General features: G+C 56.6%; 12 protein-coding genes and 1 pseudogene. 5 read left to right on the top strand and 8 right to left on the bottom strand.

Annotation, left to right across the window (positions count from 1 at the left end; translation table 11 throughout):
• The 3 genes and pseudogenes from ACWKWX_RS32245 to ACWKWX_RS32255 form a co-directional block, all read right to left on the bottom strand.
• Positions 1 to 256: pseudogene (locus ACWKWX_RS32245) on the bottom strand (cysteine hydrolase family protein); the annotation flags it as partial.
• Between the two features lie 56 nt (positions 257 to 312).
• Positions 313 to 1152 carry a pirin family protein gene (locus tag ACWKWX_RS32250; protein ID WP_473003010.1) on the bottom strand — a complete coding sequence of 280 codons (840 nt, stop codon included), beginning with the start codon at positions 1150 to 1152 and terminating at the stop codon, positions 313 to 315.
• Between the two features lie 10 nt (positions 1153 to 1162).
• Positions 1163 to 2227, bottom strand: a complete 1065-nt coding sequence (locus ACWKWX_RS32255) for an alkene reductase (RefSeq protein ID WP_473003008.1) — start codon at positions 2225 to 2227, stop codon at positions 1163 to 1165.
• A gap of 100 nt (positions 2228 to 2327) precedes the next feature.
• On the opposite strand from ACWKWX_RS32255, the gene ACWKWX_RS32260 reads away from it, so the two are divergent.
• Entirely contained in the window at positions 2328 to 3209 is an 882-nt protein-coding gene (locus ACWKWX_RS32260; RefSeq protein ID WP_473003006.1) for a LysR family transcriptional regulator, read from the top strand.
• Positions 3210 to 3294: 85 nt separating this feature from the next.
• On the opposite strand, the gene ACWKWX_RS32265 is transcribed toward ACWKWX_RS32260, so the two are convergent.
• The gene (locus tag ACWKWX_RS32265; protein WP_483829896.1) at positions 3295 to 3594 is read right to left on the bottom strand and encodes a hypothetical protein; all 300 of its coding nucleotides are present in this window, start codon (positions 3592 to 3594) and stop codon (positions 3295 to 3297) included.
• 40 nt (positions 3595 to 3634) lie between these two features.
• Between ACWKWX_RS32265 and ACWKWX_RS32270 the strand changes: the two genes are divergently transcribed.
• Positions 3635 to 5065, top strand: coding sequence for an IS1182 family transposase (locus ACWKWX_RS32270; RefSeq protein WP_483829897.1), 1431 nt, complete (start codon positions 3635 to 3637; stop codon positions 5063 to 5065).
• 227 nt (positions 5066 to 5292) lie between these two features.
• On the opposite strand, the gene ACWKWX_RS32275 is transcribed toward ACWKWX_RS32270, so the two are convergent.
• Together ACWKWX_RS32275 and ACWKWX_RS32280 are read right to left on the bottom strand one after the other, a co-directional pair.
• Positions 5293 to 6261: a DMT family transporter gene (locus tag ACWKWX_RS32275; RefSeq protein ID WP_416427723.1), complete on the bottom strand. Its 969-nt coding sequence runs from the start codon at positions 6259 to 6261 to the stop codon at positions 5293 to 5295.
• A complete protein-coding gene (locus tag ACWKWX_RS32280; RefSeq protein WP_473003004.1) occupies positions 6258 to 7466 on the bottom strand; it encodes a tetratricopeptide repeat protein in 1209 nt (402 codons plus the stop codon). The genes ACWKWX_RS32275 and ACWKWX_RS32280 overlap by 4 nt, the downstream gene beginning before the upstream one ends.
• A gap of 118 nt (positions 7467 to 7584) precedes the next feature.
• Here ACWKWX_RS32280 and ACWKWX_RS32285 point away from each other — a divergent pair, with 118 nt between their 5' ends.
• Positions 7585 to 8472: a LysR family transcriptional regulator gene (locus ACWKWX_RS32285; protein ID WP_473003002.1), complete on the top strand. Its 888-nt coding sequence runs from the start codon at positions 7585 to 7587 to the stop codon at positions 8470 to 8472.
• A gap of 38 nt (positions 8473 to 8510) precedes the next feature.
• Here the strand turns inward: ACWKWX_RS32285 and ACWKWX_RS32290 are convergent, their stop codons facing one another.
• The gene (locus tag ACWKWX_RS32290) at positions 8511 to 9071 is read right to left on the bottom strand and encodes a helix-turn-helix domain-containing protein (RefSeq protein WP_416427726.1); all 561 of its coding nucleotides are present in this window, start codon (positions 9069 to 9071) and stop codon (positions 8511 to 8513) included.
• A 295-nt stretch (positions 9072 to 9366) separates the two neighbouring features.
• Between ACWKWX_RS32290 and ACWKWX_RS32295 the strand changes: the two genes are divergently transcribed.
• Positions 9367 to 9870, top strand: coding sequence for a GNAT family N-acetyltransferase (locus tag ACWKWX_RS32295; RefSeq protein WP_473003001.1), 504 nt, complete (start codon positions 9367 to 9369; stop codon positions 9868 to 9870).
• 27 nt (positions 9871 to 9897) lie between these two features.
• Here ACWKWX_RS32295 and ACWKWX_RS32300 read toward each other — a convergent pair whose 3' ends face one another.
• Positions 9898 to 10389: a GNAT family N-acetyltransferase gene (locus tag ACWKWX_RS32300; protein ID WP_416427728.1), complete on the bottom strand. Its 492-nt coding sequence runs from the start codon at positions 10387 to 10389 to the stop codon at positions 9898 to 9900.
• 230 nt (positions 10390 to 10619) lie between these two features.
• Here ACWKWX_RS32300 and ACWKWX_RS32305 point away from each other — a divergent pair, with 230 nt between their 5' ends.
• Positions 10620 to 10949 (top strand): DHCW motif cupin fold protein, encoded by a 330-nt coding sequence (locus ACWKWX_RS32305; protein ID WP_416427729.1) that lies wholly within the window; start codon positions 10620 to 10622, stop codon positions 10947 to 10949.
• Positions 10950 to 11271 lie beyond the last annotated feature (322 nt).

Raw genomic sequence — 11271 nt, forward strand, 5'->3', positions numbered from 1 at the left:
TTGCTTGGTCATCAGACACCTCTCTGTGGCGAGCATTCTCGCCTAAATGGGTGTCCGGTTTCATTAGACCACTACACTCCTCCATACTGGACGTCAGTACGACAGGGAGCTTAAGGATGCGAGCTGCTTTAGCGAGCATCAGAGCGTTGCGTTTGAGTTCTTCAAACGGCATGGACTTCGCCCACCCCATGGTGCCGACCTGGTGGTCGATCAGCAGGAGTGCAGCATTGTCGGCACTGAATTTTTCGTACGTCATGGTCTTTCTCCTAGCGATTGTATGGGGTGCACCACCCCGGTTGGGGATCATTAACTTCAATTGAATGCTTGCAGAGTTCCAAATGCACCGCGCTGGTATCCACTGACTGCCTTGGTCAAGGCCTCTGCGGAAGCAAGCGCCAGGGGCCCTTGCCAAAACACCGGCTGGTTCAACGGAACGCCCGAAAACATGACCGCTTTAGCGTTGCCATTCTTGGCAGCCAGAGTCACAACTCGATCCGCTGTCTGTGGCAGATCTACAGCAGCCTCGGGCTTGGTCAGGTCGAAGGGTTTGCCGTCGACCAAAACCTCACCGTCGATGGGCATTACAAAAGCGATATGCCCTTCTGGAATAGAAATCGCGACTTCGCTCCCATCCTCCAAGGAGATGTCCAGAAGGCGAACCTCGGTCGGCACTGCCAGTGGCGACACAGCACCCTCGAAGCTTCCGAAAGGCACGCGAATCTTTGCTCCTGGTTTGTAGACGACAGGCACATCCTGAGCTTCGAGACTTAACGCAAATGGCGCAGCGTCCTGCTTTCGCTCCGGCAAATTGATGAATATCTGAAGCATGTGGACGGTCTTGCCGGGTTCAGCCGGAACCTCCTCGTGCACGATGCCTTGACCTGCTGCCGTCCAGTGCAGCCCACCCGGTTGGATAAGATTGCGGTTACCCAACGAGTCTCGGTTGTCGATGCCCGTTTCAGAGTCCAAAAACAGGTACGAGACCGCTGAAAAACCTGCATGAGGATGGGGTGGGAACGTCGGCCCGCTGATCCACGCGTGATCGACACCCAAGAATGGATCGATTGGTTTTGCGTACTGGTCACCACGCAGGCTGAACGCCCTGAATTGGCTGCCATGGTTCATACGTTGCAAACGTGCGCTGGATGACATGACGGTCTCCTTATGCCCGTTCGGACATGGTTGGATAGTCGATGTAGCCTTCAGCGCCAGGGGCGTAGAAGAGGTCTTTGTTCGGTACGTTCAACTCAGCACCGGCCAGGAAGCGTTGCGGCAGGTCAGGGTTGGCCAGGAACGCGCCACCGAACACAGCTGCGTCAGCCTTGCCATCTGCGATCAGAGATTGAGCACTTTCTTTGGTCTGGCCACTGCCGACCAGGTAGCTTCCGTCGAACAGAGGTCGCAGGGCTGCGTGGTAGTCGAACTGGGCACCGAACAGCGCCACATGTAGGTAGGCGAGGTTCAGACCGCGCAGTTGCGAGACCAGATAGGTGTAGGTTTCCTGCGGGTTGGCATCGACGATGTCGTTGAAGTTCATCTCCGGCGAAATCTTGATACCTACACGGTCACCACCTACTTCACTGACCATGGCAGCGAGTACCTCCAGGACGAAGCGGGTGCGGTTTTCGACCGAGCCACCGTATTGGTCGTCGCGCTGGTTGCTGCCGGTGGACAGGAATTGCTCTGGCAGGTAACCGGATGCTGCATGCAGTTCGACACCGTCGAAACCGGCTTCAATCGCCAGGCGGGCCGCGTTGCGGTATCCAGCGACAACATCAGCAATTTCCGAAACGCTCAGTGCGTGCGGGGTGACGAAATCTTGCAGGCCAGTTGCAGTATAAGTCTGACCCGCTGCCTTTATCGCGGAAGGGGCTTGGGGCTGTGCACCGTTCGGCAGGAGCGATGGATGGGACACTCGTCCACAGTGCATCAGCTGCATAAAGATGCGGCCGCCGCGAGTATGAACGGCGCTAGTGACTTTCTTCCAGGCGGCCACTTGGTCAGTGGTTTCGATACCAGGGGTGCGTACATAGCCTTTACCCATGGCAACCGGAAATACGCCTTCGCTGATGATCAGACCTGCCGAAGCACGCTGAAAGTAGTAAGTGGTGACCAGATCGGAAGGTACGCCAGCATCGTCAGAGCGCGAGCGAGTCATTGGCGCCATGACCATACGGTTGGAGAGGGTGTAACGACCTACTTTGACTTCGGAAAAAAGAGAGTTCATTGCGGTGTTCCTCAGTGGTGATGTGCCTATGATTAATCAATCCGTATCCGGGATAAATCCGGTAAAATTGAAATCACTGATCCACTGATGGAGCAATGCATTGGAGTATCTGAATGACATGGCGTTGTTTGTCGAGGTTGTGAAAGTCCGCAGCTTTCGAAAAGCTGCCGAGGGACTGGACATGCCCAACTCAACGCTTTCGAGGCGAATCAGTGGCCTGGAAAAAGCCATTGGCCTGCGGCTGCTGCATCGCACAACCCGGAAAATTGAACTGACCGAGGCGGGACAGCTGTATTACGAACGCTGCAAGCGGATCGTCGATGAGGCTAGACTCGCTCATGAGCAATTGGGAGAGATGCTGGCTCGTCCTAGCGGCCTGTTGCGAGCGTCACTCCCAGTGGATTTTGCCAATGTCTACCTGGCACCACTGATCGCTGAGTTCGCTCAGCAATACCCTGGCATCAGCTTCGATTTCGACCTCACGCCCCGGCAAGTTGATCTGATCAGCGAACCAGTCGACGTAGTGATCCGCATGGGCGAACCCCCAAGCTCTAATCTGATTGCGCGGAAGTTGGCGAGCCTACAACGCTTCTTGTACGCCTCGCCGCAGTACCTGGAAGTCTCGGGAGAGCCACAATCACCTCTGGAATTGACTCACCATGAGTGTTTGCGGTTGCGCGGCCCGAGTTCGGATCGCTGGACGCTTTCAGGCAAGGGTGAAACGGAGCAGGTCGATATCGGCGGGCGATTCGAACTCAACAGCGTCGGGATGTTGAGACGTATGGCGTCGCTGGATCTGGGGGTTACTTTGCTGCCAGAGGGAATCGCCGCTCAGGACGTGGCGGAAGGGAAACTGCGAAGGATTCTCCCTGACTGGCAGGGATCACCTGTCTCGGTGTATGCCCTGACCGAAACTCGATTGCTTCCTGCCAAAACCCAGCGCTTCATCGAATTTGTGCGCGATAAGCTAGCCACTCAATAGCGAAACCGGATTGCTATTTTAATGGCGGGAGTCTGCTTCTGGCCCAGAGTGTGTAAAAACATCAACCGCGCTATCGCTATCGAATTTAAATGGTAAGGAATGCCAACGTTTCAAGGTCGATCTCACCGTAGCTCCCCAAATCACCCTTGTAGAGCCTGATCTTAGAGACCCCAAGCTCCGCCCGCAGGAAAGTGACGAGCTGTCCAAGGTTGCCGTTGGCCTGCGCCGTGGTCGGACTTACGACAGTCGCACGCCCTGGCTCGTCGTCGTAAGTTCTGACCAGGAACATATCCCCATCGTTCTGCACGCTGTAATTGTAGCCACGATACTCATACCCTAAATCGTGGTCGACATCGTCAAAACGGGTAGATTTCACTATCTTCACAGCAGCATCCAATATTCGAGTTCTACAAGAGGATCGTCTCGTGAAGCGCTTTGTTCAAGGGGAGCAAAGAGGTCAAGGAACCTTACTTCCCCAAAGCCTCGATGACTACGTCAGCGATACCAATCCGGTGCGCGTAGTCGACGTCTTTGTCGACGAACTCGACCTGGTCAAGCTGGGTTTTGAAGGCGCCATACCGGCCGATACTGGCCGGCCTGCTTATCATCCCGCAATCCTACTGAAGATCTACATCTACGGCTATCTCAACCGCATTCAGTCAAGCCGGCGTCTGGAGCGAGAGGCCCAGCGCAACGTTGAGCTGATGTGGCTGACCGGCCGCTTGATGCCCGATTTCAAGACCATTGCCAACTTCCGAAAAGACAACAGCAAAGCCATCCGCGGTGTCTGCCGGCAGTTCGTCGTGCTGTGCCAGCAGCTGGGACTGTTCGAAGAAAACCTGGTTGCCATCGACGGTAGCAAGTTCAAGGCCGTCAACAATCGCGACCGCAACTTCACCAGCGCCAAGTTGCAACGGCGAATGGAAGAAATTGAATCGAGCATCAACCGGTATCTGACTGCGCTCGACCAAGCCGATCGGCAAGAACCCGCGGCCGCGCAGCCCAAGGCTGCGCGACTGGAAGAAAAAATCGCCAAGCTTAAGGCTCAGATGAAAGAACTTCAGGCGATCGAAGTTCGGCTCAACGACTCGCCGGACAAACAGGTCTCACTGACCGATCCGGACGCCCGCTCCATGATGACGCGTGGCACTGGAATCGTGGGCTACAACGTGCAAACAGCGGTCGATACCCAGCACCATTTGATCGTTGCGTACGAGGTCACCAATACCGGCTCCGACCGCGATCAACTCAGCTCAATGGCCAAGCAGGCCCGCGAGGCGATGGCATCAGAAATGCTGTCGGTAGTGGCTGACCGAGGTTACTTCAAAAGCGAAGAAATCCTAGCCTGTCACGATGCAGGTATCACCGCCTATGTGCCCAAGCCGATGACCTCTGGAGCCAAGGCTGACGGGCGTTTCAACAATGGCGCCTTCATCTACGAGGCTTCAAAAAATGAATACATTTGCCCCGCTGGAGAGGCATTGATTTGGCGTTTTTCCAGCATTGAAAAAGGCCTGAAGTTACACCGGTACTGGAGTTCGAAATGCCAAGGCTGTGCCTTGAAATCGCAGTGCACACCGAGCACAGAACGACGAATTCGACGCTGGGAACATGAAGCTGTATTGGAGGAAATGCAGAACCGGCTGAGCAAATCACCGGAGATGATGCGAGTCCGAAAGCGGACGGTTGAGCATCCCTTCGGGACGCTCAAACAATGGATGGGTGCGACGCACTTTCTGACTCGAAAGCTGGCCGGAGTGAGCGCGGAGATGAGCTTGAATGTGCTCGCCTACAATTTGAAAAGGGTCATGAAAATCATCGGCACTAACGGTTTGATGAAGGCGCTGTCGGCGTAAGAAAGGCTATTCCGGCCCATCCGAGAGGCTGTAAAACAGGGTTGACGTGCTCCAGGTCGCTACCGATGCGACCCGCGTCATTTACCGTGCGAACGAACGTCGATGCTCCAGGACGATGAGGCCCATGAGCGTTTTTACACACTCTGGGCCGTGAGCGGCCGTTGCTCAGCTTAGCCATCCTGTCATGAACATTATCGCCACCTGCCGCCGTTGCCCCCAACTGCGCTTCAGTGCCGAAGAAAAAAGCCAGACCGAAACCAGGTGCTCCCCGACGCAGAAACCGCCTTGTTACACATCACAATACCGCCGATCACCAACGCTCCCCCCGCCGCGGTATAAACGCTGATGTGCTCATCGAGCAGCCCCCACCCCAGCAACACCGCGGTCAACGGGTTAAGCGCAATGAACACCCCCGCGCGGGTAGCGCCGATCACCTGGATGCCGTTATAGAACCAGATGTACGCCAGCGCCGAACCAATGGCCCCCAGGTAGGTCAGGCTCAACAGTTCGTTGGCCGGCAACGCCCTCACCAGCTCCAGGCTGAACTGCCCTTTGGCAATGGCGGTGACGGTCAGCATCGCCGCGCCGGCCCAGATCGAGTAGGTCACCGTATGCAACGCGCCGATTTCCTTGACCACCGACTTGCCGAACAGGCTGTAGGCTACCCAGCTCAGCACACAGCCGAAAATCAGCAGGTCGCCGCGCCAATCAGCGCCATCGCCGGCGATCGCCAGGTGGTTTTTGGAAAATATCACCACCGCCGCGCCCATCAGGCAGAGCACAATACCGAACGCTTTCGCGAGGGAGATCGCCTCGCGATACATGAGATAAGCGCCTATCGCCATGACCGCGGGATTCAGCGCCACGATCAACGACGCCCGTGAGGCGCTGATGATGTGCAGCCCATAGAAAAAACACAGGTTATAGGCGTAAATACCGCAAAAACCCAAGCCCAGCACTTTGACCACCTGGGCCCCCGACAGCCTCACAAATGCCTGTTTGGACAGCAGCAAAAATACCCCCAGCACTGCACCTGCCAGCAGGAATCGCACGCTGGCTGACAGCAGGGCAGGGGTATCCACCGACATGTAGCGCCCGGCCACGAACGTTCCGCCCCATATCATCGCGACCAGGGATAATTGCAGGTAAATCAACCGTTCTGAATATCGGCTCTGTAAGCCACGAGTGTGCGTCATGCCGAGAGTTTCTCTGGTTGGGTTGACGGGATTTGCTGCACCGCGTAGGCCATGGTCAGTTCCAGGATCTCTCGCTGAGCGCGGCTACCGCCAAGCAAATGCCAATGCTCGCGGCTGGCGCTCAATAGGTCGTGGCTTTCGCTGTAGCGTTGCAGGGTGAAAAGATGGATGGCCTTCAGCACATTCATGCCCGCATGGTGGGCTTCGGTTTCGACCCCGAATCCATCGCTGTCCACTATTTGCTTCTCGATCAGGATCGTTTGGTTGGTGGCGGAAAAAGCAAATGCCGCGTGGATCTTATGGAAGTATGAAGTGGATGCATAAATGCTACCGGTCCAGAGCATGGCCAGCCGCTTCCACATCACGCGGTAAGTTCCATCACTGGACTTGAGGCGTAGCCGCCAAAGGAAGCCCACTGCATCCAGGTCCTGCTTTGCAAAAGGGCTGTCCTTGAGTGCGTACAAAGAGTCAAACGCGAACAACGCTTGCTCCAGGTTGTCGCAGCGCTCGTAAGCAATTGCCAGGTGCCAGTAGACGTGCATTCGCATGCCTGGGTTTTCGATCCAGTGAACCTTGCTGTTTTCCAGAAACGTTGTAAGCTCCTGCCACTCGCCCAACTCATGCAGGGCATGGGCCACCGCGTGAATGCCGTAAATATTATCAGGTATGAGCGCCACCGAGCGCAGGCCTACGGCCAGGGCCTCGTCGAAGCATTTGCTTTCGCACAGGACAAATGCCTTCATGGATAGATAATAACCATAGAGTTCGGTTTCATCGGACATGTGCGGGTCATAGGTGACGAAGTCCGGTTTCAAGCGAACTGTTTTGCCGGTGCAGAAATCCAGCATGTGCAGAAAAAAAAGAGCAATTACGTCAGTCGGGTAAGTGCTCATGTGTTTGGCAAATAACGCTCTTGCCATCTCGTACTCGAAGTTTACCCAGGCGATGAACGCCTTGTGAATGAACTTTACCTCAGGCAGCGAGCTGAAATGCACCGGGGTTTGCTGCAAGAACAGTTTAAATTTGTACAGTTCCTTCATCTCACAGCTCGTTATCGCGTCAAACCCGACGAGGATTTTCTTGTACAAGGCTTGCGCCTCACTGGCCGGTAGGTGATCGTTGGGGATTCCTCGCAACGCCAAAAATTCGCCGTTGATTTCCGGCCACAATGATGAAATTCCATCGGTTTTCCATTGGGTGAGCATCATTTCTTCCTTAACGAGCCAAGAGACATAGGTTCGGTGCTTGCCGTTATTCCTATTCGCACTATACTTACGCATTTTCTGCCTCATATGGAAATGAGCAAATCCTCATGCCCCGCCAATGACGCTTACCCAACTCGAGATTTTTGTGGCCGTGGCAGCGCGGCGTGGTTTCACCTTGGCCGCTGCGGACCTGAAGGTGTCCCAATCGGCGATTTCTCATGCGGTGAAGGCCCTTGAGCAAGAGCTGGGGGTTGAGCTGGTGGTCCGCCACCATGGCCAGATCGAGCTGACCGACATCGGCGCGCGCTTGGTTCAGCGGGCCAAGTCCATGCTGGGCATGGCCGACGCCATGCGCCTGGAGGCGGCCGATGCGCGGAACCTGACCCTGGGCACGCTGCGCATAGGTTCTTTCGGCCCCACGTCTTCGCAGCGCCTGCTACCCACCATTCTGCGCGAGTTCCGCGCGGCTTATCCGGGCATAGAAGTTCACATCGACGAGGGGCCGGATCGCCAGGTTGTTCAATGGCTATTGGAGCATCGCGTCGATGTGGGCTTCGTTACCTTGCCCGACGGTCAGTTTGATACCTATCCGCTGATCGAAGATCAGATGGTTGCCGTGCTGCCGCTCGACCATTGCCTGGCGCCCCAAGCCTCGGTAAGCCTGGGCGACCTGTGTGCCGACCCCTTCGTCCTGACCGAGGCCGGCTCCTCTGAACTGGTATCGCAATTGTTCGCGGCGGCACGGCTGCAACCGCGCGTGCGCTACCGAACCTCACAACTGATGAGCACCCTGGCTGCGGTGGAGCGCGGCGATGCCGTGACGGTGGTGGCGCAATCCTCGTTGCCCCAGCGCGCCTCGGCCGAATACCTGACACGGCCCTTGAACCCTGCGGTCAGGCGGGTGGTCGGGCTTGCCGTGCTGGACAAAACCCAGGCTTCCATGGCAACCCAAGCCTTCATTGCCGTGGCGCGCAGGTGCTACGGCGGTGTCTCCAGCGGGCGCTAGCGGGGTGGGGGAGTGGATTGCGTTGCAACCCTGGGCAATCAGGACACGCTAAGGGCAACCACCGCATAGACGCATGGCTCGCTGCTCTCATTCATGAAGATGCAGTCTGCAGGCGGGCCCAGTTCCAGGCAGTCGCCTTCGCCCATGCGGTGTTGGACATTGCCTTCTACAAAAACCAGCTCGCCGTGGATCACCCATATCAATTGCCGCAGAAACGCATAGGCGGAGGCTGGCATTGGCACCTGCTTGCCGGCGGGCAGCGCCACCTGGACAAGATCAATCGGCAGGTCGGAGCCAGGAGACACATGCCTGCGCTCATAGCCTGTCATGGGGTCAATCCAAAGTGGTTGATCTGCGGCACGCAGCAGCTTCCCATGACCTAGTTCTGCCCGAGCCATGAGCGTGGACATGCTGAGGCCAAAGGCGCCGGAAAGCTTGCCTAGCAAGTTCGCTGTTGGGCTGCTGTCCGCGCGCTCGACCTTGTAAATCATGGCTCGCGAAACCCCGGCTTTGGCAGCCAGCTCTGTCAGCGACCATCCCCGGCTTTCCCGCTCGACCTTTATTCGGGCACCAATTTTCAGGTCAACGTCATTTTTCATCAGGATCTTCTCGCTGGATGATCGGCAGCCGTGCGGCAGGCGGCATCGTCGGTGATTCTGCCATTCGGCATCACTATGCGGGCACAGTGACGGCGAATGCGTAATTTTTTCACGTACTACTATAGTAATACAGTCATTGGAGGGGCACATCGCGGGGATCGGGGCGTACGAGCGACAGGTATGGTTTTTATTCAAGCATTCTCGTTGGGTATAAGCGCTTTTGAAAAACGTTGCTATCCTGTCAGCTGTAGTGAGTGGGGTATCTACTATAGTGACTAAATGGAAAGGGAGCGCCATGGAAATTGTCGATGCAGCTGCGAGCCATATCGAGGGGATCACCGCTATTTACAATGACGCCGTGGAGAACACCACTGCCATCTGGAATGACCTGCGGGTCGACACTGCCAATCGTGGTGCCTGGCTTACCGAGCGCACACGAGCGGGCTACCCAGTGTTGGTCGCTGTCGACGCCAACAGTAGCGTGCTCGGCTACGCCTCTTTCGGTGATTGGCGGCCGTGGGATGGTTATAGGCACACCGTTGAACACTCCATCTACGTTCGTGCCGATCAGCGAGGGAATGGCATCGGCAAGCAACTGTTGAGGGCGCTTATAGGCCGCGCCCGCAGCGCCGGCAAGCACGTGATGGTGGCCGGCATTGAAGCCGGTAATTTCGTCTCGATAGGTCTGCATGAACGGCGTGGATTTGAGCATGCCGGCACCTTGAAGGAGGTCGGCGTGAAATTCGGCACTTGGCTCGACCTGACCTTCGTCCAGCTAAAACTGGACCGCTACCCCTAGACGCTTTCTGGCCGAAAGTGGTTTATATCAACCGATGGTTTTGGCCATTTCCGAGGTGCCCATCCAGCCTATTTGCTCATACACAGGCTTTCCAACCTCGGTTGCGTGCAACACGGCGAAGGTGATGCCTCGTCCAGCAAACTCAGCCTCGGCGATTTGCATCAAGGCTGAAGCCAAGCCACGGCGGCGATAGGCTGGTTCGACAAAGACATTGAGCACGTACCCCCGCCGGCCCATGGTGGGGTGCGATGGGTGGGGCGGCCAGTCGATGGTCATGAGGCCAATGCTCGCCACGGCCTGATCAGCATCGCAGAGCGCAAAACCGTAGTACCGGCCGTCGTCCAGTCGCTCCTGAAGCCATGGGCGAAAGTGTTCAGTCATGACGCGCAGTGCATCAGGCTCCCCGCCAGCTTCAAGAAACATTCTTTGCCGGTGCACGGCGATCATATCGGCGTCATCTGGGCCAACAGGTCGGCATTTCAGCCCGGAAAGCTCGATACGTCCTTGTGGTTCGTTCATCACTGTCTCGTCGATGGTAGGTGTTGAAGAACGAAAGGCTATGGCATTCAAGCGCGCAAAGGCAATGCTTCCAACCCGCAGCGGGTACTGGAAAAGCAGGCAGTCGCTACTTGATCGCACTACGAGCGCGGCTGTTTCTCTGGCGTATGGTGGACATCAGCCTGATCTGTATCTGTCGGCCGCCTCCAGCGTTCATTACGATTCAGCTCCAGCCCTCGTTTGAGACAATCATGCAACTCACAGATATCCCCTTTGGCACAACCGATTGGTCGAAAATAGAACCGACTGTTCATTCTGGCGAAGCTGGCATAGCGCTCTGGCGGACCCGCCAGTTCGGCAATGCAAGAGTGCGAATGGTTGAGTACAGCGCTGGCTACCTGGCCGATCACTGGTGTAGCAAGGGGCACATTCTGCTATGTCTGGATGGCCGACTGGAGACCCAACTCGATGACGGACGCACCTTCACCTTGACGGCCGGGATGAGCTACCAGGTAGCCGACAACGCTGAAGCTCACCGTTCCTCAACTGCCACCGGTGCAAAGTTGTTTGTGGTGGATTGAGACTTGACCCAAAGGGCTTCTTGGGGACAGAAACGGTCGGCCAGCCTCTGCACGGTAACCACTGCCGGAGGCTGGGCTGGGCCTTGACTTCACTGGAAAACTTCAGCGTGTCCCGACGCCAGCGGCTACCTGCAGCGGCCGCCAGGCCGCGTCACAGGCGATGCGGCACATCTGGGGGGCGGCGCGTGCCTTCGGCAGCTATGGCATACGGCTGATATGTGATGCTTGGGGTGAAGGGCTGCTCGTGGCCCAGAGTGTGTAAAAACGCCCGGACAAACCCTTGCTATGATTTCTGAGAATTTCATCGCAAGGGTCGCCTATG

It is taken from the genome of Pseudomonas imperatae (assembly GCF_057128625.1).

Excerpts from the sequence above, each read along its gene's own strand:
- ACWKWX_RS32250 (WP_473003010.1), bottom strand. The coding sequence starts at position 1,152 with ATGTCATCCAGCGCACGTTTGCAACGTATGAACCATGGCAGCCAATTC.
- ACWKWX_RS32255 (WP_473003008.1), bottom strand. The coding sequence starts at position 2,227 with ATGAACTCTCTTTTTTCCGAAGTCAAAGTAGGTCGTTACACCCTCTCC.
- ACWKWX_RS32275 (WP_416427723.1), bottom strand. The coding sequence starts at position 6,261 with ATGACGCACACTCGTGGCTTACAGAGCCGATATTCAGAACGGTTGATT.
- ACWKWX_RS32280 (WP_473003004.1), bottom strand. The coding sequence starts at position 7,466 with ATGCTCACCCAATGGAAAACCGATGGAATTTCATCATTGTGGCCGGAA.
- ACWKWX_RS32285 (WP_473003002.1), top strand. The coding sequence starts at position 7,585 with ATGACGCTTACCCAACTCGAGATTTTTGTGGCCGTGGCAGCGCGGCGT.
- ACWKWX_RS32290 (WP_416427726.1), bottom strand. The coding sequence starts at position 9,071 with ATGAAAAATGACGTTGACCTGAAAATTGGTGCCCGAATAAAGGTCGAG.
- ACWKWX_RS32295 (WP_473003001.1), top strand. The coding sequence starts at position 9,367 with ATGGAAATTGTCGATGCAGCTGCGAGCCATATCGAGGGGATCACCGCT.
- ACWKWX_RS32300 (WP_416427728.1), bottom strand. The coding sequence starts at position 10,389 with ATGAACGAACCACAAGGACGTATCGAGCTTTCCGGGCTGAAATGCCGA.
- ACWKWX_RS32305 (WP_416427729.1), top strand. The coding sequence starts at position 10,620 with ATGCAACTCACAGATATCCCCTTTGGCACAACCGATTGGTCGAAAATA.